Origin of the sequence: Paenibacillus paridis, from assembly GCF_006345825.1 — a bacterium.
Lineage (GTDB): Bacteria > Bacillota > Bacilli > Paenibacillales > Paenibacillaceae > Pristimantibacillus > Pristimantibacillus paridis.
Genome location: NZ_VCIX01000092.1, coordinates 1,749,641 through 1,773,114, shown reverse-complemented (window position 1 = coordinate 1,773,114; position 23,474 = coordinate 1,749,641). Strand labels below are relative to the sequence as shown.

At 49.7% G+C, this 23,474-nt stretch carries 21 protein-coding genes; 18 read left to right on the top strand and 3 right to left on the bottom strand.

Going from position 1 to position 23,474, the window contains the following annotated elements; genetic code table 11:
* Positions 1 to 7: 7 nt before the first annotated feature.
* The 9 genes from FJQ58_RS29785 (at position 8) to FJQ58_RS29745 (ending at position 9,326) form a co-directional block, all read left to right on the top strand.
* Positions 8 to 619, top strand: coding sequence for a DUF3298 and DUF4163 domain-containing protein (locus FJQ58_RS29785; RefSeq protein ID WP_139999119.1), 612 nt, complete (start codon positions 8 to 10; stop codon positions 617 to 619).
* A 63-nt stretch (positions 620 to 682) separates the two neighbouring features.
* A complete protein-coding gene (locus FJQ58_RS29780; RefSeq protein WP_139999117.1) occupies positions 683 to 1,240 on the top strand; it encodes a response regulator in 558 nt (185 codons plus the stop codon).
* Positions 1,241 to 1,386: 146 nt separating this feature from the next.
* Positions 1,387 to 3,003: an amino acid permease gene (locus FJQ58_RS29775; protein WP_139999115.1), complete on the top strand. Its 1,617-nt coding sequence runs from the start codon at positions 1,387 to 1,389 to the stop codon at positions 3,001 to 3,003.
* Positions 3,004 to 3,268: 265 nt separating this feature from the next.
* A complete protein-coding gene (locus FJQ58_RS29770; RefSeq protein ID WP_139999113.1) occupies positions 3,269 to 3,940 on the top strand; it encodes an MOSC domain-containing protein in 672 nt (223 codons plus the stop codon).
* Between the two features lie 15 nt (positions 3,941 to 3,955).
* Positions 3,956 to 4,939 (top strand): phosphotransferase, encoded by a 984-nt coding sequence (locus tag FJQ58_RS29765; protein ID WP_139999111.1) that lies wholly within the window; start codon positions 3,956 to 3,958, stop codon positions 4,937 to 4,939.
* Positions 4,936 to 5,859 (top strand): polysaccharide deacetylase family protein, encoded by a 924-nt coding sequence (locus tag FJQ58_RS29760; protein WP_139999109.1) that lies wholly within the window; start codon positions 4,936 to 4,938, stop codon positions 5,857 to 5,859. Before FJQ58_RS29765 ends, FJQ58_RS29760 begins: the two co-directional genes overlap by 4 nt.
* Positions 5,860 to 5,875: 16 nt before the next feature.
* Positions 5,876 to 6,835, top strand: coding sequence for an AAA family ATPase (locus tag FJQ58_RS29755; protein ID WP_139999107.1), 960 nt, complete (start codon positions 5,876 to 5,878; stop codon positions 6,833 to 6,835).
* Positions 6,836 to 6,846: 11 nt separating this feature from the next.
* A complete protein-coding gene (locus FJQ58_RS29750) occupies positions 6,847 to 7,989 on the top strand; it encodes a DUF58 domain-containing protein (RefSeq protein WP_139999105.1) in 1,143 nt (380 codons plus the stop codon).
* Positions 7,986 to 9,326 carry a DUF4129 domain-containing protein gene (locus tag FJQ58_RS29745; protein ID WP_162341847.1) on the top strand — a complete coding sequence of 447 codons (1,341 nt, stop codon included), beginning with the start codon at positions 7,986 to 7,988 and terminating at the stop codon, positions 9,324 to 9,326. The genes FJQ58_RS29750 and FJQ58_RS29745 overlap by 4 nt, the downstream gene beginning before the upstream one ends.
* A gap of 56 nt (positions 9,327 to 9,382) precedes the next feature.
* Here FJQ58_RS29745 and FJQ58_RS29740 read toward each other — a convergent pair whose 3' ends face one another.
* Both FJQ58_RS29740 and FJQ58_RS29735 read right to left on the bottom strand, forming a co-directional pair.
* Positions 9,383 to 10,762 carry an NtaA/DmoA family FMN-dependent monooxygenase gene (locus FJQ58_RS29740; protein WP_139999101.1) on the bottom strand — a complete coding sequence of 460 codons (1,380 nt, stop codon included), beginning with the start codon at positions 10,760 to 10,762 and terminating at the stop codon, positions 9,383 to 9,385.
* Between the two features lie 135 nt (positions 10,763 to 10,897).
* Complete coding sequence (locus tag FJQ58_RS29735; RefSeq protein ID WP_162341845.1) at positions 10,898 to 11,788, bottom strand: LysR family transcriptional regulator; 891 nt, start codon at positions 11,786 to 11,788, stop codon at positions 10,898 to 10,900.
* A 153-nt stretch (positions 11,789 to 11,941) separates the two neighbouring features.
* On the opposite strand from FJQ58_RS29735, the gene FJQ58_RS29730 reads away from it, so the two are divergent.
* The 9 genes from FJQ58_RS29730 to FJQ58_RS29690 all read left to right on the top strand — a co-directional run bounded on the left by FJQ58_RS29730 (position 11,942) and on the right by FJQ58_RS29690 (position 22,147).
* Positions 11,942 to 12,604, top strand: a complete 663-nt coding sequence (locus FJQ58_RS29730; RefSeq protein WP_139999097.1) for a carboxymuconolactone decarboxylase family protein — start codon at positions 11,942 to 11,944, stop codon at positions 12,602 to 12,604.
* Positions 12,605 to 12,626: 22 nt separating this feature from the next.
* Positions 12,627 to 13,820, top strand: coding sequence for an amidohydrolase (locus FJQ58_RS29725; RefSeq protein ID WP_139999095.1), 1,194 nt, complete (start codon positions 12,627 to 12,629; stop codon positions 13,818 to 13,820).
* A 143-nt stretch (positions 13,821 to 13,963) separates the two neighbouring features.
* A complete protein-coding gene (locus FJQ58_RS29720) occupies positions 13,964 to 15,574 on the top strand; it encodes an ABC transporter substrate-binding protein (protein WP_162341843.1) in 1,611 nt (536 codons plus the stop codon).
* The gene (locus tag FJQ58_RS29715; RefSeq protein WP_139999091.1) at positions 15,575 to 16,519 is read left to right on the top strand and encodes an ABC transporter permease; all 945 of its coding nucleotides are present in this window, start codon (positions 15,575 to 15,577) and stop codon (positions 16,517 to 16,519) included. It abuts the gene before it with no gap.
* 18 nt (positions 16,520 to 16,537) lie between these two features.
* The gene (locus tag FJQ58_RS29710; protein WP_139999089.1) at positions 16,538 to 17,518 is read left to right on the top strand and encodes an ABC transporter permease; all 981 of its coding nucleotides are present in this window, start codon (positions 16,538 to 16,540) and stop codon (positions 17,516 to 17,518) included.
* A 14-nt stretch (positions 17,519 to 17,532) separates the two neighbouring features.
* Positions 17,533 to 18,543: an ABC transporter ATP-binding protein gene (locus FJQ58_RS29705; RefSeq protein WP_139999087.1), complete on the top strand. Its 1,011-nt coding sequence runs from the start codon at positions 17,533 to 17,535 to the stop codon at positions 18,541 to 18,543.
* Between the two features lies 1 nt (position 18,544).
* Positions 18,545 to 19,525, top strand: coding sequence for an ABC transporter ATP-binding protein (locus FJQ58_RS29700; protein ID WP_140000222.1), 981 nt, complete (start codon positions 18,545 to 18,547; stop codon positions 19,523 to 19,525).
* Between the two features lie 22 nt (positions 19,526 to 19,547).
* Entirely contained in the window at positions 19,548 to 20,909 is a 1,362-nt protein-coding gene (locus tag FJQ58_RS29695) for an LLM class flavin-dependent oxidoreductase (protein WP_238404393.1), read from the top strand.
* Positions 20,906 to 22,147: an acyl-CoA dehydrogenase family protein gene (locus FJQ58_RS29690; protein ID WP_139999083.1), complete on the top strand. Its 1,242-nt coding sequence runs from the start codon at positions 20,906 to 20,908 to the stop codon at positions 22,145 to 22,147. Before FJQ58_RS29695 ends, FJQ58_RS29690 begins: the two co-directional genes overlap by 4 nt.
* Before the next feature lie 141 nt (positions 22,148 to 22,288).
* On the opposite strand, the gene FJQ58_RS29685 is transcribed toward FJQ58_RS29690, so the two are convergent.
* Complete coding sequence (locus tag FJQ58_RS29685) at positions 22,289 to 23,263, bottom strand: YpdA family putative bacillithiol disulfide reductase (protein ID WP_202915350.1); 975 nt, start codon at positions 23,261 to 23,263, stop codon at positions 22,289 to 22,291.
* Positions 23,264 to 23,474 lie beyond the last annotated feature (211 nt).

Here is a 23,474-nt window from a genome sequence, read left to right as displayed (position 1 = left end):
CTTCCACATGCCATTTCAACCGCCCGTCGTCATTCAGACCGCCAAGGCAGAATTTCCGAAAGCCGAGCTTGCGCTTCCCTATGTGAGTGGAGGCAAAAGCGAAGCCGCAGATAAAAAAATAAACCACACGATTCATCATTCCGTGCAGCAGCTTGTGCACAGCCAAGGCTCCTTGGATGATCCGAATGCCCAGATGCTGGGTTATTTTGAACAGAAGAACAATCAAAAGGATTATCTCAGCCTGTCATTGTTCAACTATGCTTTTACGGGTGGTGCGCATGGTCTTACCTTGCAGCATTCGCTCACCTTTAAGCAGTCCACAGGGCAAACCTATACACTGGCACAGCTGTTTAAGCCTGGTTCCGACTATATTGGGCGGATAAGCGCGATTGTGAGCGCCCAAATCAAGCTCCGGAAGATCGATACATTGGAGCCCTTCAAAAGTATCCGGCCGGATCAAGATTATTATGTGGCAGATCGTTCGCTGGTCATTTACTTTCAGCTCTATGAGCTGGCCGCCTATGTATTCGGTTTTCTCTACTTTCCCATATCGGTCTACGAACTTCAGGATATTATTAACGATGATGGGCCGCTTGGAGCCATGACCGTTAACGACTAGTTCGTAACAAGCCTAACTTATGCTAAGCTGCTGTAAGCCGCAAAGCTTTAAGGAGACGACGCATTGACCTATTTCTTCATACTTTTCGCCGCTGCATTGCTTGTTGCCGTGTCGTTTGTTTATTACCATCAACGTAAAATAGAAAAGAAGCCGGAGCCGATTAAGGAACCCTCTAAGATTGTCCCATCGAATATGGCAAGCATCTTATCGACACAACAGCTGCCTGCAGAACGCCCAAGCTTTGCTGAACGAGGCCCGTTAACGGATAAAAAAATTTTGGTGGTGGACGATCAGCCATCCATCCGCCTTATGCTTAAGGAGTTGTTTGCCTCACAGGGCGTAGAGGTGTTTGAAGCCGAGAACGGGGATGCTGCTTTAAAGCTGATTGGAAAACATACGTTGAACTGCGTACTGCTCGATTTGAAAATGCCGGACATAGATGGCATTGATGTGCTTCGGGAGATTAGGAAACAATCGCAAGCAGTGCCTGTCGTGCTTATTACTGCCTATGCCGAACCTTCCAAAATGGAGGAAGCGTTAAAGCTTGGCATTAGCCATTGCTTTACGAAGCCCTTTGATATCATCGAGCTGAAAGAGGAAGTTCTTCTGCTTATGGAATAAGCTCATTGAACAGCGGTTCGCTCTTTGGAGTAACCAATGCTCTGCATCAACGGGATGCAGGGCTTTTTGCTATGTCATCCGTTCAGGTAGCGAAGGCTGCATGCCATTCCTGTCATGCTCATATAGTTACGTAAGGGGGTGTTCGGATGATACAGGTTATTGCCGGCATAGTGCTGCTCATTATCGTATGCATGGTAGTGATAGCCATTGCTTTCAAGGCGCAGCAATCCATTCAATTGTCCAGACACAAGAGCATGCTTGAGTACGGGAGACCGGCACAGCTTTTGCAGGATGCTCATGATTTGCATCAATTTGGATTCGCTCAGCAGCTCAGGCGCAGATGGGGTGGCCTTTCCTCCTTTGGTTTATCCTTCAATACAGCAGCATTGATTGGAAGCGCAGCTGTTTTATTCGGCATTGCTATCGGAGAGGGAGGAGCATCGGTGATTGGATTCGGGTTACCGATTATAGCGCTGTTTGGACTGGCAGTCAGTGCTTCACTCGCCGAGCTGGCATCAGCGGTGCCAACCACCGGTGGCGTGTATCATGCCGCATCAGCGTTAGGTGGTCGAAAATGGGGCTGGAGAGCCGGATATTTCCAAGCCGCTGGCCATCTTGCCATACTCGCGCTTCTAAATTGTGCGTGCGCTGCGCTTATTGATCGCCTGTTTTCGGATAAGTTTGCCTATCAAGCAACCGATTTTACCTTTTGGTTTACGGTTATCGTATTGACGCTTGCGCAAGGGGCCCTCAACTATTGGGGAAAGCCGCTTCTCGGAAGCTTGCAATCTATTGGAGTAGTGCTGCAGGCCGGAATTGTCCTTATCATGCTGGCTGGTCTTCTATGGTTGTTTTGGCCAGGGGCTTATTCTCCCGCTTTGCTTTATCAATTTCAAAATGCCGAGTGGAACGGTACGGTAACCGGAGGAGCTTTCATAAGCGGTACAATGCTGCTGCTTAAACTTTTCGTCGGCATGGATGGCGCCAGTCATGGAGCGGAAGAAACGATTGATCCGCGGATTCGGGTGCCATGGGCCATTTATCTCTCAACGGCTTATACGTTTGTATTCGGCTTTGTGCTGTTAGCTTTTAGCCTGCTGACCACTGCAGGATCTGTTGAGACAGGCGGCTTAGGGTTGTTTCTGGCTGCAGCGCAAACGGGGGCAGGAGGATCAGCTGTTATTTTATTGCTGGTGGTTGGCTCTCTCTGGGGAAGCGGTTTGCATACGTTGACGATAAGTTCACGAATTCTATTCAGTCTGGCAAGAGAAAAGGCATTGCCTTTGCACAAAAAATGGTCAGCCGTATCCATGAAACAACAGGCACCTTACAACGCGATTTGGCTAGGGGCCATAGCTTCACTCATGCTGCTGGGATTCATGTTTATTTTTTCCCGCGATCAAATGATTCTCGTTTTATTATCGTTCGCCATTATATCTTTGCATATTTCTTATGTTATCCCTATCGTATTAAAGTTAAGAAGAGGAGCATCCGCTGGCATTTGGCGGTTTGCGCCATGGCGGCTTGGGGCTTGGAGCATACCTATCAATTGGCTAGCTGTTGGATGGCTGACAGTATCCTCATGCCTAGCTGGGGTTTACATTCAATATTGGGGAGCAGGGGCGGTTGCCGTCACAGCACTTCTCATCTTTCTTCTGGAGTTAAGAAACAGAAAGCGTCACGCCTTGCGCCTGCAAAGCAGCGGGATCAAGTCGCAAAAAGAGATTTATCGGTTGGAAAGAAAGTTTCCTTTAAATGATTAGGCATATTCTACCCGGGAAATAGAGAATGGAATTTTAGGAAATATTCTAACTATTTCAAAAACATTTCCCGGGGAAGCGCAATATGCTACACGAAAGAGAGGTTTTCGACAGGAAATGGTGGATGGTCTCTTAAGCTGTCGAAGGGTCCAAATGAGCAGTAATTAACTGCATTAAAATTTAATGTGGTTATTTCGCTTTGCCAACTTCTCCCTATCCCGATTATAATAGTCGAATAAGAAAATGCATTTAGGAGGATAAAGGCAGCATGTCGCAGCAAATCGAATCAGCAAGCCTCGTATCACTTAACGTTGGTAAGCCCATAGCTCTTGCACATGGCTCGAAAGAGGTATTATCCGGCATCATCAAGCAGCCTTCCGCACAAACCCTTGCAATCAGCCTTACGGGTCTTGAAGGGGATGGCCAAGGGGACCTTGTCAATCATGGCGGACCGGACAAGGCGGTTTGCGCCTACTTCGAGCAGCGTTACCCTTATTGGCGGAGCCAGTTTGACAAACCTTTTCACTATGGGGCGTTTGGCGAAAATTTCACGCTGTCGAAGTGGACCGAGGACGATTTGTGCATCGGAGATATCGTTCAAGCGGGCGAGACTGTCTTACAGGTCAGCCAGCCTAGGCAGCCCTGTTTTAAGCTGGGAATCCGGCACGAGCTCCCTGATTTGCCAGTGCAAGTGCAGCTCACCGGTTATACAGGATTTTATTTCCGCGTGCTGCAGGAGGGCAGAGTCAAAGCCGGGACAGCCTTATCGATTGCACAGAGGCATCCAGCTCGCATAACGATTGCAGAGGCCAATCGGGTCATGTATAAGGACAAGGAAGACCAGGACGGAATTCGTGCACTGCTTGAAGTACAAGAGCTGGCGGCAAGCTGGCAGAAGCAGCTGGGCAAGCGCCTCGATAAGCTGAAGACATTGGAGTAGGGAGTGTTGGGATCGTTGAACAGCCAGATAGATTTCACTGCATATTTAGACCATTATGAATTTCAAGAACCCTGTGTGGTAGAGAATCGCGAGAGCGGGATGAATAATACGACCCGTATCATTACATCGGGTGACCGTAAATATGTTTTCCGCATTTATAATAATCATAAAGATCCGGACATTGTTAGGCTTGAGCATGAGGTGCTGCAGAAGCTGAATGAGCAGGAGCTATCATTTCAAGTGCCGATACCGCTGTACAATAAATACGGAGATTCAGTTACCCTAGCACCAGACGGCACATTATCCGCCCTTTTTGATTACATAGAAGGGGATAGGCCATCCATGGCAAATGAAAGGCATATCTATGCTTTAGGCTATACCGCTGCGAAACTGACAGAGGCATTAGGCCGGATTGAACCTATAAGAAAACCAATGTATAGCCCTTATTATTCGCTTGAAGAAACGTATGCTTCTATGGATCTGGATTCATTTTTATCGTTGGCTGTTCGCTCTCAGGCACTTGAAGCAAGGAAACCGGGTATACTAGCCCTTCATGGGGAACGAGAGCGGTTAATTCAGAGCTGCCGGGAGCTGGCTCTCTTGCCACAGCAATGGATTCATGGCGATCTAGTTTTTAATAACACGGTATCGCATGAAGATAACATTGTCGGCGTGCTCGATTTTGAGTTTGCAACGATCGATGCCAGAGCGATGGAATTGGCTGTTATTATCGTCGACATGATCAAACCGGGAGATCCCGATTTTCAAAGCAAATTGAAGGTGCTGCTCCAAGGCTATCAGGCGGGAATACAGCTAACTGAGGAGGAACGGAAGCAGTTGCCTGCGTTGATGAAATTACGGCTTTTGGATGTGGCATTGCATTTTGCAGTTCGTTTAAGGGATAATTTAGATAAAGCGGAAATCCTTTGCGGTATAATCGATCAATCCCTATTTGGATGCAATTGGATAAATGATCATTGGGAGGCTGAATACAAATGAGTCTGGCTAAGGCGCTTGGATATAACGAAGGAGAGAAGCTTCTTCTCATCAATGCTGACGATTACGGTCTTTGCCATTCGGTGAACGGCGGCATTCAGCAGCTGCTGCTCGAAGAGACGGTCAGCTCGGCTACGATTATGATGCCTTGTGGATGGGCAAGGGAAGCTGCACTATGGAGTGCGAGGCATACGCAAGTGGATGTAGGCATTCATTTTACCTTTACGAGCGAATGGGACCCCTATCGCTGGGGACCGGTGAACCGCAAGAGCAGCACGGCGTCATTAGTGACGAACGAGAATCATTTTCCGAAGGACAGCAAGACGTTCGAACTGCAAGCTGATCCAGAAGAGGTAAAAGCGGAATTAATAGCTCAAGTGGAAATGGCTCTTGCTATGGGCATGAAGCCTTCTCATGCGGATAATCATATGGGCAGCTTGTACGGTTTGGCAACCGGCCGTCATTTTCTACCTGCGGTGCTAGATGTATGCGCTTCCTATGGCCTGCCTTTCCGCTTGCCGCGTTATTTGCTTCAGGAAAACGGACAGGTCGCGCCACCAGAGCTTGCTGAACAAGCAAGGCAGCTTGCACAGCTCGCGGATTCCAAAGGCGTTGTCATTCTTGATTATTTGGTCGGGCTGCCTTTCCATTTGCAGGAAGGCGAAAGCTTTGAAACTTTGAAGACGGATATGCAGCAGCTGCTGAAGAGCCTGCATCCGGGCGTAACGGAGCTTATCATCCATCCGTCATTCGTAACGGAAGAGCTGAATGCTTTTCATGCACAACCCCTTAAACGGGGTATGGAGCTAGAGCTGTTCCGTGATACGGAAATGAAACAGACGCTGAAGGACGAGGGAATTCGTATGATTCGCTGGCGCGAGCTGCAGAAGCTTCAGCGTGAGAGAACAGGCTTTATAACCTAACCGAAGGAGCTGACCCATGTCTTTTGAAGTCATCAAACAATTAGCCGAGCAGGTAAAAGGGAATATAGGACGCGTCATTATCGGTAAAGAGGATGTAGTGGATTTATTGCTCATCGGACTTATTACATCCGGGCACGTGCTGCTTGAGGACGTTCCGGGAACGGGCAAGACGATGTTAGCGAAATCATTAGCCAAATCACTGGATTTAACTTTTAAACGCATCCAATTCACGCCAGATTTGCTTCCTTCGGATTTGAGCGGCATTCATTTTTATAATCAGAAAATAAGTGAGTTCGAGTTCCGCGCAGGCCCATTGTTTACGAATTTGCTGCTCGCCGACGAAATTAACCGCGCCACGCCACGTACCCAGTCAAGTTTGCTGGAATGCATGGAAGAGAGGCAAATTAGCATCGATGGAGAAACAAAGCTTTTGGAGAGGCCTTTCATGGTCATTGCCACCCAAAACCCAATAGAGAATCAAGGCACCTTTCCGTTGCCAGAAGCTCAGCTAGACCGTTTTCTCTTTAAGATTAAAATGGGTTACCCCACAACGGAAGAGGGCTTGCAGCTGCTGAAGCGGTTTAAAGACCAGGATCCGCTGGCTGAGCTCGCGCCTGTTGCGGGAATTGATGTCATTCAACAAGCGCAAAAGGCCTACACCTCCGTTAAGGTAACGGACGATGTTCTGCAATATTTGCTGCAAATCGTAGAACAGACGCGCAAGCGGGAGGAAGTTTCAGTTGGTGTCAGCCCGAGGGGCAGTCAAGCGCTGCTGCGCGCATCTCAGGTACATGCGATTCTGCGCGGCCGAGACTTCGTTACGCCCGATGACGTGAAGGCAATGGCTAAGCCCGTTCTAGCACATCGTTTGGCTGTTCGCGGCATTCAGCGTGCAGCTAATCAGGCGGAAGCCATTATTGATGATATCATTCGATTGACGGCAGTGCCTGCAGAAGCCGGCTTGCCAGTCCATTAAGCGGGCAGCCGATGGTATTATTTTGGTTTATCGTTGCGGCATTAGCCATTTTGTTCGTCCAAGGGAGAGTATTTCAACGTTTCGTGCTGCGTCATATCCGATATGGGCGTCGCTTTACAGCCAAAACCTGCTATAGCGGGGAGCAGGTGGAGCTCATTGAAGAAATGTCCAATGCGAAATGGTTGCCAGTGCCTTGGCTCCGCGTCGAATCTCAACTGGCTACGCATTTGCATTTTCAGAAGCTTGATAATTTTTCGGTCAGCAGCGGGCAGGTTTACCAGAATCATAAGAGCTTCTTCAGTCTTGCTCCTTATACTAAAATTACGCGTACGCATCGCATTACTTGCGCGAAGCGCGGTTGGTACAAGCTGCAGACCGTGACCCTGACCGGTGGCGATTTGCTCGGGCTTTCCTCCACGTCCGAACAAATTCCTCTCCATGGTGAGCTACTGGTTTACCCGAAGCCGGCACAGGTGCCTGTCCATCAACTGCCATACCACAGCTGGCAAGGGGATCAATCGGTCAAGCGATGGATTATTAGCGACCCTTTTATTATAGCCGGGGTTCGCAATTATCAGGCAGGCGATACCTATAAACAAATCAATTGGAAGGCTACAGCTAAAACGGGCAGCCTTCAGGTGCATCAATATGATTTTACGGCGGATCGCAGGCTGATGATTTATTTGAACGTAGATGACGCAGAAGGAATGTGGCGAAGCGTAACGGATGCTGCGTTAATTGAGCGGGGCATAGAATGGGCGGCCGGAGCAGCTGAAGCAGTAATCCAGCAGGGGATGGAAGTTGGCTTCGCAGCCAATATGCCGGTTGTCGGCACAAGAGAAAGCGTTCATATCGAACCGCGCGGGGGACATGAGCATTTACTCGGGATCTTTGAAGAAATGGCGAAGCTTGAAATTGAACGTACGGAGCTTTTTCACCATTTGCTAGAACGGGAAGCAGAACGCGGGTATAGCGAACGAGACATTCTGATGATTACGAGTTACTGGAACGAAGAGCTGGAAAAACAAGCTGAACAGCTTCGTTATAATGGCAATGCGGTTGCCGTATGGCTGTTGACAGACAAATTGCTATCCGAGCTCAGTGGCGACCTTCAGCCTTCACCCGAAGCGGGAAGAGAAGAGGTGACCGCATGAATGTGCCAACAAAACGCTCCATGGCTTGGACGTCCTTCGGTCAAGGCGTAATCGAGTTGTTTTTTTATTTACCTGTTTTGTTAATCGTAGGCGTTTATTTACTGCCGGATGCGACCTTATGGGGGTGGATTGCGACTTTACCGCTTTGTTATTGGGCCGCTTCGTTACTTCTCCAAAAATTCACGCAATTGCGTTACGGCATAAGGCTATTGCTGGCATTGGTAATCGGTTTGCTACATGGCGTAATCATAATGAGTACAGCAGGGGAAGGTTTACCGGTTCTTCCTCTGGCTATCTGCAGTCTTGTTGCAGCGATTACAGCAATTAAAGGCATGTCTGCCCAGATGCGCGGCTGGTTGATTTCGTTTTCTAACACACAGATGTTAATCGGAGTTGCGCTTTATATTGGGATGCAGCCTTTAAAATTGTTTTTGTTCAAAAAGCTAGTGGATTATAACGGGTTATTAATCGTTTGCGGCATCGCTTCCGTTATCTTATTATTCTTCTTCGCCAATGAGCGGCACTTGAACAGCGAGACCATTGATTCGGCAAAATCATCAGCTACGCTCGCTTTCAAGCGCCAGAATCGTTTATTGATCATGATTGTAGTTATCCTAATTAGCGTTCTTGCGTTATTTCGGCAAATTCAGCAAATGGTTGAGCGGTTTTTTCACTCGGTCATCGAACGGATGATGAACTGGCTTAACCGGCCGGGAAAAGAGGAAATAACGGAAGAACCGCCTAGCAATCCGCAAGCGCCGGAAATGCCGCAAGGGGAAGTAAAGCCGCCATCGGATTGGATGCTGATTTTGGAGCAGATCATAAAGATCGTCGGGATTGTACTCCTTGTTGCAGCGGTTGTTGTATTGATGTATTTTATCATCAAAAAAGCAATGAAATGGGCGAGGCTTTTGGCTGCAAAGCTGCAAGAGCGTGGAGCGAATCGTGGTAATGGAGACGAAGGCTATACAGATGAGATCGAGAGCTTAATGACGCTTTCTACGTTGAGGGAGCGTATGGGCAACCGTTTGAAGAAGCTCATGCCAAGGAAACGTTCTTTCGCCCAAGAGTGGAACGAGCTCACTACCAATACCGAAAAAATCAGATATTTATATTCGTATGTTCTACGAACGGGTTCCGAGCAGGGGTATGAAGCCAAAGCGCATATGACGCCTCGTGAGACGGCCGCTGATTTGGCAAAATGGAATAACGGGAAATATAAGCATGAGGACATGCAGTCTTTTATTGACGTGTACGAAGAGACTCGTTATGGTGAGATACCGCAAGCGGATAACGTCGTAGAGTCGTTGAAGCAGCAATTCAACCATAAAAAATAAAAAATGGCGCTTCTGGAGCAATCCAGGAGCGCCATTTTCTATGCCAGCGGACAAGTTTAGTTGACAGAATATGCCGCAGAGCTACCGTGACGATAACTTGCCCCAGGGTGCGAGGATGGAAGCTTGGGTTTCCCATTGCCAAATAGCCGCTCGCGCAGGGTAGCTTCTTCGTAGGAAGTTCGGAATACGCCGCGCCGTTGAAGTTCAGGAACGACATGATTGACAAAATCAGCTACAGTTCCCGGGAGCAAATATCGTTCCAGATTAAAGCCATCGATTCCGGTATGCTCGATCCATTCCTGCATGGTATCTGCAATCGTATTCGCATCTCCGCAGACCGTGATGCCCCGAAATTCTTTCTCCGCAAAATTATCCATGACCTGCGAAACGGTTAGCACATGGCCTTGATGCTTCGTGTATCGTTCCGTATGCGATAGCCCTTGTTCCGTCTGTACGCCTGCAAAGGGCGCATCGGGTTCCATTGCTGCAAGATCGAGGCCAGTCGCATTTTCATAGGTGAGGAGGGCGGCTTCGCGGCTGCTGTAAGCTTTGAAATCAGCAAGCTTCCGCGCTGCCTCCTCATTCGTCTCGCCTACAATCGCTGATAGGCCCGTAAATATTTTAATCTCATCCGCATTACGTCCGTATGTAGCTGCACGTTCCCGGATATCCTGCACTTGCGCTTTCAGCGCTTCCTTCGTCGGTGCCTTTAGAAATATGCCTTCGGCATGCTTAGCTGCAAAGTCACGGCCCCGGTCAGAGCTGCCTGCCTGGAATAGTACAGGCGTCCGCTGAGGGGAGGGCTCGCAGGCATGAGATGCCGTTACTTTAAAATATGGCCCCTCATGGTCAATGAGATGTACCTTTGATGCATCCGCATAACACCGCTTGCTGCGGCTGGCGGTTACGGCATCTTCCTCCCAGCTTTCCTCGAATAAACGGTAGCTGACTTCAAGAAATTCCTCTGCTTGATCGTAGCGCTCTTCATGACTAAGCACTTGATCCCGTCCAAAGCAAGCAGCGCCTGACAAACCTCCGGCAGCGACAACGTTCCAGCCCATTCGGCCACCTGTCAAATGATCCAAGGTGGAGAACCGTCGAGCATTGGCGTAAGGGGCTTCGTAGGATGGGGATGCCGTCGTAACGAATGCAAGCTTTTTTGTTGCGGCTGCCAGCGCCGAGATGCTTAACATCGGATCGAGTCCGGGGGTATAAACCGCTTCACGGTAGGCTAGCTCGCGTTTGTTGACGGGATAGCCGTAGGAATCTGCAAAAAATATAAAGTCAAATAGCCCGCGTTCGCACAATTGCGCCAGCTCGATCCAGAAGGGGAGCTCACGATAGCGCGTGGACTGGTTCTCCGGATGGGCCCATGCCCCTTGCGTCATTTGATTCGGGGTTTGAATATCGAATATGCCCAAATGAATCTTCTTCAATGATCATCACTCCTAACCTAAGTTCCCCAATATGTCATGCAGTGCTCAGATCATATCGAAAAAAGCAGGGCTTGTATAATAGATAATCCTAAAGAGGCAATTTACTTTTTTTAATAGACCTTCAGTTGCAATGATTTAAGACTCAACGACAAGCTGACGTTTGATTTCATCTTTCAAGTCAATGGCAATGCGGCTTTGTGCGTCGGTATTCCGTTTGTATAACAGCCCAAGAGGCGGCCCGCTAAGCAAATCTTTTACCGATTTGATGACCGTTCCCGGAATGGGAGGCGTTACCGCAACTTCGGGGGACAAGGCAATGCCCATGCCGGCTTGGACGAAATATTTAATGGCGTTAATGCCTGTGACCTCCATGCCTGCATGCCGCAACTGCCCGATCTGGCTTGTAATCATTTCCTCAATCCGAATGCGGAAAGGGCAGGTGCCTGGCGTAAACAGCATTTTTTCGTTTTTCAAATCCTGCAGCTGGATCTCATCCTTGCTTGCGAGTGCATGTCCGCTTGGAAGCAGAAGTGTAAACGTCTCGCGGAATAGGGAGTCAAAAGCAAGATCGATATGCGGTTCTGGTTGGTTGCACAAGGCAAAATCAATCTGGTCCTCGAGCAGCATGCGCGTCATCTCTCGCGTCGAGCCAATGGCGACGTTGATCTGCACCTTAGGCTTGAGCGCAGCATATCGAGCCAGAATGCCAGGCAGGCGATTGCTTGCCGAAGGCTCCGTCGCCCCTAGGCGGACAGTGCCGGCGTCACCGTTAATGAAATCGCTCAGCGTGCTGTTCAGCACATCATACTCCTGCAGCAGCGAGTCGGCTCGCTCGAGAAACAAACGTCCCGCGTTGGTTAACGTAATGGTCTTGCCTCTCTCAAACAATCGGACGCCAAGCTCGTCCTCTAGTTTTTTTATTTGAATGGTTATGGTCGGCTGTGAATATTGCAGGGCTTCGGCTGCACGTTGGAAGCTGCCCAGTTTCACGATGGTTTGAAATGCTTTGATCAGGCGGATTTCCACTTCGGCGACCTCCCTCTCTTTAATAAAGTTAAATTGCGGATTTAAACTTTTCAATTATACAAACAATCAGATATCTATTATGATAACAGAAGTTTCATAACTAATAAAAGAGGAATACTTGGTATTCCGAAAAAATCTGGAGGTTATTTTAAAATGTCTACTGAAAGTTTGTATATTCGCCATAATCAAGCCTATTCCGCGAAACTGTTTGCTTACGCACCTGAAGCCTTTAAAGCGTTCGGAGAATTCAACAAGCAGGCGCTTGCGGCAGGAGCGCTTTCCGTAAAGGCCAAGGAATTGATTGCCGTAGCCGTTGCCCACATTACCGGCTGCCCCTATTGTATCGAAGCCCATGTGAACAAAGCGAAAGACCAGCAAGCATCGCTAGAAGAGCTGGTAGAGTCGATTGTAGTCGCCACGGCGGTGAATGCCCATTCCGTATTTTATAACGCAATTAATGCTTTAAATGCCTATCGCGGAGGTGAAGTGGGAGAAGACCTGTACGCAAGGGACAACCTGGGCAAAATCGAAGAGGTAGAGAAGCTGAACGAGGAGCAATTCACTTCCTTCACGGCATTTGTCCATCAAGCGCTGCAGCCCGGCTTGCTAACGTCCAAAGAGAAAATTTTGATCGCGTTAGCTTCATCTCATATTACGGGCAATGCCTACAGCATTGATATTTTCTCCCGCCAAGCCAAGGAAGCCGGTACCACGCTTGAAGAGCTCGCAGAAACGATTCTTGTCGCAACTGCGCTTAAAGCAGGCTCGGCACTTGCACATCGCGTAAACGCTCAGCAAGCTTTTGACCACGCTTAAAAATAGAATGGAGGAAAAATGAATGAGCAACCAACGTCTGCCATTTGAGCCGCTGCCCAATTGGGTAGCGGAACAAGTGGTTTCCTGGAGAAGGCATCTGCATCAGCATCCGGAGTTGTCCTTCCAAGAGCACAACACAGCGGCATATGTCGAGCAAACCTTGCGCGAGTGGGAGGGGCTGGAAATCAACCGCCCTACCGCTACGAGCGTAGTAGCGATATTGAAGGGAGCTTTGCCTGGTCCTACTTTGGCGCTGCGTGCAGATATGGATGCCCTTCCGATTCAGGAGGAGAATGATTTTGAATTTGCTTCGGATGTGCCTGGCATCATGCATGCATGCGGCCATGACGGACATACGGCCATGCTGCTTGCGGTTGCAAGGCTGCTCAGCGAGAGAAGGGAAGAACTACGCGGAGAGATCCGCTTTATATTCCAGCATGCAGAGGAACTGCCGCCTGGCGGAGCCATAGAGCTGGTAAATGCCGGTGTCGTCGATGGCGTCGATTGGGTATTTGGCGTTCATTTGGCTTCGCTGCTTCCCGTCGGGCAAATTGGCATCCGCGAAGGGGAGATGATGGCATCTCCTGATAATTTCACAATTGTAATCAAAGGATTTGGCGGGCATGCGGCATATCCTCACCGGTCTATTGACGTAATCGCGATAGGAGCGCAGCTGGTAGGACATTTGCAAACGATTGTATCGCGCCTCACCGATCCGCTCGAGCGATTGGTTGTTTCCGTCACGCAATTTACTGCCGGCTCGTCCCACAATGTCATTCCCGATTCAGCTACACTTAAAGGCACGGTTCGCAGCTTTAAGTCATCTGTCCGCAAGGAGGCGCCTGAGTTGATCAAAAAGATGGCAGAGGGAGTAGCGGCCATCTATGGGGCAAGCGTTGAAGTGGAATTTGTATACGGCTATGAGCCCGTCATTAACGATGAATGGGTAACGGGCATTGTCAGAGAGGCGGCTATCGAAATCGTTGGAGCGGAGGCTGTCATTGCAACACCGCCTGCGATGGGAGGCGAAGACTTCTCTGCCTACCAGCAGCATGTCCCTGGTGCATTTGTAAATATTGGAGCCGGGAATGTGGAGTCGGGCATCGTATATCCTCATCACCATCCCAAATTTACGTTCGACGAAGACGGCTTATTGAACGGCATAAGGCTTTTTCTGCGAGTGGCCGACAAACTGCTTAATCAGCAGCAAGAGTAAATTGGGTTCAATTATAGAAAATAGTAAACTCAGCTATTAAAAGGTTGCATTGTACTTTTTCGCAATGATCCGTTATGATAGGTGAAAGTTTAATCCGATTAAAACAATCGGATATAAATGAATTAACGTCAAGGGGGATTTATATGAACAAGCTTCGTCAATCCACAGCAATCATTTTATTATTAAGCGCCTTAATTTTTGTGTACGGCTGCTCGAATAATACGGGTTCCAACACGCCTGCACAGTCACCGGGCAATGAAGCGCCTGCCGCAACAGACACAACCGACAAACCGGGAGCCACGGAGCTTAAATATGCTCTTGGACAAGCCGTTTCCACACTTGATCCTCATCTTTCCGTGGGAGGCAGCAACGGCGCCGTCATTTTGAATATCTTTGAAGGGCTTTATGCCTTTAATTCAAAGCTTGAGCCCGTGCCTATGCTTGCGGAGTCGACCGATGTGAGCGAGGACGGCAAAACGTATACGTTCCATTTGCGCCAAGGCATCAAATTCCATAATGGCAAAGAGATGAAGGCCGAGGATGTGGCCGCCTCTTTGAACCGCTGGAAGGATAAAGCGCCCCGCGCCAAAAACTCGTTTGGCGATTCCACGTTTGAAATTGTGAATGATTACACTGTCGCTCTTAAGTTGACTGCTCCGCAAAACGACACGCTTGCCCAGCTAAGCCATGTGCTTAACTTTGCGGCGATTATGCCTAAGGAAGTCGTGGATAGCGCAGCCCCAGAGGGCATTACTGAATATATCGGGACCGGTCCTTACAAATTTGTGGAATGGAAAAAAGATCAATACATCGACGTGGAGAAATTCGCGGACTACCAATCGCAAGGCAGTGAGCCGGACGGTTTCTCGGGCAAGAAGATTCCGCAAATTGAGAAACTCCGCTTCTCGCTCGTGACAGACACCTCGACACGTTTTAATTCATTTTTGACAGGCGAATACAACTTCGTCGATATTGATTTGGATAATTTGCCGCAGGTTGAAGGGCAACCAGGCATTGAAATTATCAAATCGATATCCAGCGATTACAACCTGGTGTACAACAAAAAATCACCTGTATTTTCTAATTTGACCAATCGTCAAGCCGTAAATACCGCTCTCAAGGTAGACGATATTCTGCTCGGCACTGTATCTACGCCTGAGCTGTTCGAACTGAACTCCAGCTATATGTTCAAGGATAACGCAACATGGTATTCGGAAGCGGGAAGCGACCAATACAATCTAAATGATCCAGAGAAGGCAAAGGAGCTGCTGAAGCAATCCGGCTATGATGGACGGGAAATTGTATTCTTGACTACCAAGGATCTTGGAGGAAAATTTTATAACGCGACCTTGGTCGTTCAAGCCCAACTGGAGAACATTGGATTTAAAACTAGAGTCGACACGTATGATTATGCAACGATGCTCACGAAACGGGCGGATGCAGGGGTGTGGGACATCTATGTCGGCGGATTTACCGTTCCTACTACGCCTTCGCAGCTGTTGTACTTCAATCCGACTTACGGATTTGCTGATGACGCCAAGCTTGCTGAGCTTCTGAGAGCATCGACTTCGGCGATTACGCCGGAAGCGGTCAAAGCAGCTAATGACGCACTCCAGCAATATGCATGGGAATACTTGGCGGTATCCAAAATCGGGGACACCTTCACTTATTATGCGATCCGGGATGAGCTGCAAGGGTTAATCCTTTACGCAGGCTACCCGAATCTCGGAAACGTGAAAGTCTTGAAATCCTAAATGGTCATTTACATTTTGAGGCGTCTGCTTGCGCTGGTTCCCGTGGTCTTGATAATGTCGATCGTCGTGTTTCTAATCATTTATTTGATTCCGGGTGATCCGGCGCGCGTCATGCTCGGAGACGGGGCCGATGAATCGACGATTCAAGAGCTCAGACAGCAGATGGGTCTCAATTATCCATTGCTTGAACAATACGGGCGCTGGATTGGAAACGCTGTTCAAGGCGATTTGGGACGTTCCTTCTTCCTCCAGCAGCCTGTATCAACAGCCATTCGCGAGCATTTAGCACCTACGCTGTCGCTTGCATTGTTTGCCCAGTTCATTGCGGTTCTGATCGCCATACCTCTTGGCGTTAGAGCTGCCGTGAACCGCGGCGGTTTGGCTGACAAAACCTTGAATGCTTATTCTTTGCTCGGTATATCCGTTCCGGGCTTCCTGCTCAGCCTGTTTTTTGTGCTTGTTTTTGCAGTAAGGCTGAAGTGGTTTCCGGTGTCCGGTTTTGCCCCGCTTCATGAAGGGATTGGCAGCTTTCTGAAGTTTATGTTCCTGCCGGCGCTCTCTATCGGTATTGTCATGTCATCGCTGACTGCGCGTATCGTGAAGGCGTCCATGCTGGAGGTGCTGCATGAAGGATTTGTGAAAACGGCGCTATCTAAAGGGCTTCGTCAGAATACCATCATCTACAAGCATGTCCTGCGCAACGCGCTAATTCCGATCTTAACCGTAGTGGGCGGGTCATTTGGCACACTGGTGGCAGGCGCTGCGGTTATTGAAACGATCTTTAACATTCCAGGGCTTGGCCAAATGCTGGTTCATGCGGTCGAGCGAAGAGACTATGCCGTCATTCAAGGGATGGTGCTGTTTATTGCTATCGTTTATGTGGCAGTCAACCTTGCTGTTGATCTGCTATACGCAGTCGTTGATCCACGGATTAGGCTGCAATAATTTTGGCATCAGGAGGCTATGACATTGACAGATTCAACAGTGCAAGAAGGGAAGCAGCAAGCTCGCCGGACGAGCCTTATACATTCACAGCCGGTAAGGCGATTCATGGCCAACCGTACCGCAGTCATTGGCGGCGTGCTAATGCTTCTGCTCATAGCGGCATCTTTGCTGTCGCCATGGCTTGCCCGGTTCGAGCCGCAAGCTGTCGATGTAGTTAGCCGGCTTAAGCCGCCTAGCGTGAAGCACTGGTTCGGCACGGACAATCTGGGCCGTGACGTATTCAGCCGCACTTTGAATGGAACGAAAATTTCCATACAGGTAGGGTTGACGGTAGCGCTTGTCAGCTCGGCTGCTGGCCTTGTCATTGGTTTGTATTCGGCTTATTATCGGCGCCTAGATCAAGTGCTAATGCGAATAATGGACGGTATTTTTGCTTTTCCGGCCGTTCTGCTCGCGATGGCGATGATGGCTGCGCTCGGTCCTAACGTATCTAATTTAATGATTTGCTTAAGCATCGTATTCACCCCGGCGGTCGCGCGAATTGTCCGGTCATCGGCACTGGTTGTAAAGGAGCAGACTTATATTGAGGCGATGAGGGCGCTTGGCGCATCGCGTACACGCATCTTGTGGCTGCATATTATGCCTGGCACACTGTCGCCGCTGATCGTACAAGGCTCATTCGTGTTTGCGGAATCCATTATCGTCGAGGCTGCGCTTAGTTTCCTTGGTGCCGGCATTCCGGCTCCCATGCCGAGCCTTGGGAATTTGCTCTCAGAGGGCAAGCAGTTCATTTATAATTCCTGGTGGATGACCCTCTTTCCGGGATTCGCGCTCATTTTGTCAGTCCTTGCGATGAACTGGTTCGGAGACGGCTTGCGTGACATGTTGGATCCGCATGCGCGGACGAAACGCAAGCGCAGCAGAAAAGGCTCCATGGAAAAGAACACAAGCGACAACAATAATGAGAAGGTTAGCTCTGCGACTCAAGCTTCATCATAAAGGAGGAAGGTCCGTTGGCAAGCGAAAACTTACTAGAAATCAAAGCGCTTCAAACCCATTTCCATACGGAAGCCGGCAAGGTTTCGGCCGTCGATGGCGTTTCTCTGGCAGTTGGAGCAGGAGAAATCGTAGGCATAGTCGGCGAGTCCGGTTGCGGAAAAAGCGTCACGGCCCAGTCCATTCTTCGATTATTGGACGAGAAATCACAAGCCAGCTACAGTGGCGAGATCCACTTTGAAGGGGTCGATCTGCTTAAGCTCAGCCAGCGTCAGATGCGCGGCGTTCGCGGCAATGACATATCGATGATTTTTCAAGATCCGCTCAGCTCGCTCAATCCGCTTCTGACCATAGGAGAGCAAATTACCGAAACCATCCGGAGCCACCGGAAATTCAGCAGAAAAAATGCTTGGCAGGAAGCGGTTCGTCTGCTTCGGCTTACCGGCATTCCGGCGCCAGAGCGGCGTGTCCACGAATATCCGCATCAGCTCTCGGGAGGAATGCGCCAGCGTGTCATGATTGCAATTGCGCTGGCATGCGAGCCGAAGCTGCTTATTGCGGACGAGCCGACAACAGCGCTTGATGTAACGATTCAAGCGCAAATCATGGACCTGATTGCAAAGTTAAACCGCGAGCTAGGCATGAGTGTGCTTCTAATTACGCATGATCTTGGCGTTGTTGCCGAGGTATGCCACCGGGTGGCAGTGATGTATGCGGGACAAATCGTTGAAACCGCAGATGTAGCAACGCTGTTTCGGGAACCTCAGCATCCCTACACCGTGGGCTTGCTTCAATCGATTCCAAGCCTTGACCGTGACCGCGCAAAGCCGCTGCAGGCCGTGGAGGGCTTTGTTCCAGCGCTGCACCAGCTGCCAAAGGGCTGCCGCTTCGCCCCACGTTGCCCGCATGCGGATGCGCGCTGCCATGCAGTAATGCCACTTCTAGAAGCTAAGGGAAGCTTAGGATCGCAAGCACGCTGCTGGCATTCGGAAGCCTTATCCCAGAAGGAGGCGGTTGGACATGCCTAATATGATAAGGGTACAGCTTCCTTTAAAGCCAATTCTTGAGGTGAACGGACTCCGCAAATATTTTGCTTCGAAGCAGCCCGGATCCTGGCGCACCAAGACCTTGAAAGCCGTTGACAATGTCTCCTTCCGCTTATACGAAGGAGAAACCTATGGACTTGTTGGCGAATCAGGCTGCGGAAAGAGTACGCTAGGCAGGACCCTGCTAAGACTCACCGAGCCTACGGAGGGGACTGCCTTATATCACGGGAAGGATTTATTCACCTTGCCAGGCAAGGAGCTGCAAGCCAGCCGAAAGCAGCTGCAAATGGTGTTTCAAGATCCATTCGCCTCGCTCCATCCTCGTAAATCCATTGGTGCTGCTCTAACGGAACCGCTGGTCATCCATCGTATTGGCACGCCAGACGAGCGTTATAGCCGTGTGCTGGAAATTTTGCGAGTGGTTGGGCTGCAGCCGTCCCATTATGACAGGCTGCCCCATGAGCTCTCAGGCGGACAGCGCCAACGCGTGGTGCTGGCGCGAGCACTCATCCTTGAGCCAAAGCTAGTCATTTGCGATGAGCCCGTATCAGCGCTTGATGTCATTATCCAAGCGCAAATTTTGAATTTAATGAAGCAGCTCCAGCAGGATTTTAAACTGACGTACTTATTTATTGCCCATGATTTAGGCGTTGTCAGGCATATCTCGGACCGAATCGGCGTGATGTATTTGGGCAAGCTTGTGGAAGAAGCGCCGACCGACCAGTTGTTTGCATCACCTAGGCATCCGTATACGCGAGCGCTGCTGTCAGCAGTCCCGAATCCCGATCCTGCTGGAAAGCGGGACCGCATATTGCTTGAGGGAGATGTGCCATCGCCGCTCGATCCGCCGTCCGGCTGCACTTTCCATCCTCGGTGTCCACTTGCAACAGAAAGATGCCGTATTGAAATACCGGTGAAGCGTGAGGTCGCAGACCGCCATTTTGCCGCTTGCCATTTAGCTTGAAGTGAGAGAGGGGAAGCATTTGATGAAAAAAATCCATATAGGCGTATTCGAAGTTAACAGCGTCAATCACCTTACACAAGGGATATGGGCGCATCCGGCTCAAAACCGTATCCATTTCAACAGCCTGGAATATTGGCTCGGTATCGCGAAAATACTGGAAAAAGGGAAATTCGATTTTATGTTTTTTGCCGATTCTTATGGGTCGCCAAGCAAAAACGCGGAGCTTGCTTTCCGTGAAGCTTCCGGTCCTCCCGGTAATGATCCGATGCTGCTACTTCCGGCTCTGGCAGCCGCTACCGAGCATTTGTCCTTTACGATGACAACGTCTACGACTTACGAAGCTCCCTATGCCAATGCGAGGAGATTTGCCACGCTGGACCATTTATCTAAAGGCCGAATTGGCTGGAACGTCGTAACCACGAGCTCGCCATCGGCAGCGGCATTGTTCGGACGGAGCGAGTTCGTCCCGCATGATGAGCGTTATGACATTGCGGATGAATTCCTTGACGTAAGCTATAAGTATTGGGAAGGAAGCTGGGAAGAGGATGCGCTGCAAATCGACCGTGCCCAGCGTGTGTTTACGGATCCATCCAAAGTCCATCCGGTTGCGCATGAAGGCAAATACTTTAAATCACAAGGCTATTTCTCCAGTTCGCCATCGCCGCAGCGTACGCCTGTACTTTTCCAAGCGGGCAGCTCGGAACGCGGCCGCGCATTTGCTGCGAAGCATGCAGAGGGCGTGTTCCTAAAGGCTCCGACCTTAGAGGTGCTGCGCGACCAAATTGCCGATATCCGCCGGCGTGCGGCAGCTTACGGCAGGGAACCGGAATCAATCAAGGTATTCACAGGCCTGTCTGTCGTTACGGCAGCTACGAGCGAGGAAGCGCATCGTAAGCACGAGGAGTATTTAAGTTATCAGAGCGCTGAGGCGACCCTGTCCAGCTATGCATCCGTTACGGGGATTGATTTGACCAAGTTGGATCCTGATTCCTTTTTTGAAAATATTCATACGGAAATGGGCCAGACGCATACCGACCGGTTTACAAAACATGCGAAGACTAAAAAAACGGTCGGCGAGGTCCGTGACGATTTTCTAAAAAAAGGCTTTCGCGGCGTAACGATCATCGGCTCGCCGGAGGAAGTCGCTGACCGGATTGCAGAAGTCGTAGCGATTACAGATGTGGATGGGTTCAATCTGGAGCCTTATGTGCTGCCGGATTCCTATACGGATTTTGTGGAGCTTGTGATTCCGGTCCTTCAGGAGCGCGGTTTGTTTAAACGTGAATATGAGCAGGGAACCTTTCGGGAGAAGCTGTTCGGAAATGCTAGATTGTCAGCTGGACATCCCGGCGCTGCATTCAGGCATGCGCCTGCAAAAGCATGACAGCCATGCATTTATCGTCTAATCAAGATAAGGTTACGAATGTTAGAGAAGCCTCCATTCGAGCAGAGCTAACGGACCGACAATGGTCGTTTCTCCAGCAAGCTCGCGAGCTTGGCAAAGAGAAGATTGGCCCGGCAGCTTGGCAGGTCGATCATGAAGCGCGATATCCGCATGAAGCCATCCAATCACTTAGGGCAGCTGGATTGCTTGGCATTGCAGTTCCGGAAGAAGCAGGTGGCCATGGTGCAGGCTTCGGCGGCGACGCGCTTCTGCTGCCCCTTCTTCTGATGGAGCTGGCTGCTTGGTGTTCATCCGCCTCGCAAGTATTCACGCTTCACAATACGGGAGTGCAGTTGGTCCATGCCCTAGGCGATGCTGAGCAGCGCGCTTTTTTCTTTGATAGGGTGGTCATGCACGGAGAGCTGTTCGCAAGCTTTGGGAGTGAGGCTGGAGCGGACCGCTTTAAGCTAGGGAGCGGGCTTGCTGCTGTTGATGGAGGCTATCGTTTAAGCGGTACAAAAATTTTCGCTACGGGCTCTACAGGCGCGAAATGGGCCATTTGGCGCTCAGTAAGAACGGATGTGGAAGGATCCCAGGAAGATCGGTTTGCAATGCCAATCGTTGATTTGACAGCCGAAGGCGTGACCGTCACCGACGATTGGGATGGCATCGGACAAAGAGGTACGGGCAGCGGCACGGTGCACGCAGACCAAGTGCTTGTGCCTAGCGGGAGAGTCATCGGGGGCGAGGGGGCGTATGGGCTTGTCCATTCCTTTTTCAATACGCAGTTCCATATTCATTTTGCCGCGCAGTATGTCGGAATAGCTGCAGGTGCGCTTCGTGAAGCCTTGGATTATGTGAAGGAGAAAACGCGTACGTGGACAGCAGGTTTAAAAGTGACAGAGGACCCGGCTATTTTAATCCGAATAGGCGAAATGGATGCGAAGTTAGAAGCCGCCAGACAGCTTGTACTCCATGCAGCGCGTCTGCTGCAAGCGGCGCAGTCTGCACCGGAGCTCTATGCGTCAGCTGCGCTTGCTGCCTCTCAAGCGAAGGTAATTGCAACCTCAGCCAGCCTTGAAATCACATCCGACGTATTTCAGCTTATGGGAGCGAGAGCTGCTACAAGAAAATACGGCTTTGACCGGTATTTCCGCAATGCTCGTACGCTTACCTTGCATGATCCGGTCGATAAGCAAAGGGAAGCACTCGGAAAGTCTGCTTTGTTCAGTGAATGAGGCGAGCAAAAAAAGCATTGCTTTTAAAACCTTTAGCAGCACCAGGAGAAGATTTTGTTATAAAAAAAGGTTAACCCGTTAAATAGGTTAACCTTTTTTTCGTTGGAAAGAGTAGTCTAACGCTATCGAAAACTGAAAAGACTACTTCCCACTTTGAATATGTTCAGCGATTTTACGGCCATGGTATCGACCCGACTCGATAAAGATTTCATTCGCCTCATGACGGGAGGCAACCACGCCTGCCAAGTAGATGCCGGAAACGTTCGTTTCCATCGTGTCTGGATCAAAGGTAGGGTAGCCTTCCTCCTCCATCGTAACTCCGCTAGCGGTTAGGAAGTTGCGGTCGGGATGGAAGCCGGTTAAAGCTAATACAAAATCATTTGGTATTTGGATGTCACCCTCCGGCCCCCGAACCGTGATGTCATTATTATCGATTGCGATAACCTGGGAGTTAAACAGCATGCGGATCGAGCCTTTGGCTACTTTACTTTGGAAGCCGGGCTTCACCCATGATTTGATGCTGGAAGAATAATCTTCCCCGCGATATACGACCGTCACATCTGCGCCAACGCGCTCCAGCTCAAGCGCCGCGTCGATTGCAGAGTTGCTTCCGCCGATAATAGCGACCTTCATGCCAACATAAGGATGGGACTCTCTGAAAAAGTGGCTGACCTTATCCAATTGCTCTCCAGGTATGCCGAGCTCATTGGGATGATCGAAATAACCAGTGGCAATGATGACATATCGACTTTTGTAGGAACGCTTTTGGCCAAAACGGTCTTCTCCGTCAAGTAAAAAAGCACCTTCGTCGGGTGTGATACGAGTAATGGCTTCATAAGCCTGAACACGGATCTGATGCCGCTGAGCGGCTGTTCGGTAATAGTTCAAAGCCTCGAGCCTTGAAGGCTTGTCGTTGGCGGTCGTAAAGGGGATGCCTCCGATTTCAAGCAGTTCAGGCGTGCTGAAAAAATGCATATAAGTCGGGTATTGCGAAATGGAATGGACAATATTTCTTTTTTCTATAACAAGCGGACGGAGCCCGATCGCTTCCAGCTCGATGGCTGCCGCCAAGCCGCAAGGACCTGCTCCGATTATGATGGCTTCTTCTATTTGCATATGCAGTTTCCTCCTAAAAATAAGGCGAAGCTTTTGCTGCCTCTACTCTCTATCTTTAACTCTATTTTACTTTGCAGCGCGTATATTGTGCAAATTTGGTTTTTTGACTCTCTTGTACAGCCAAAGGAATATTGTATAATAATGTGGAACTGTTTTTTATTTTTGACTGGTTTCCTATGAAGCTAGCATTCGCATACGTAAGAATTGGAGG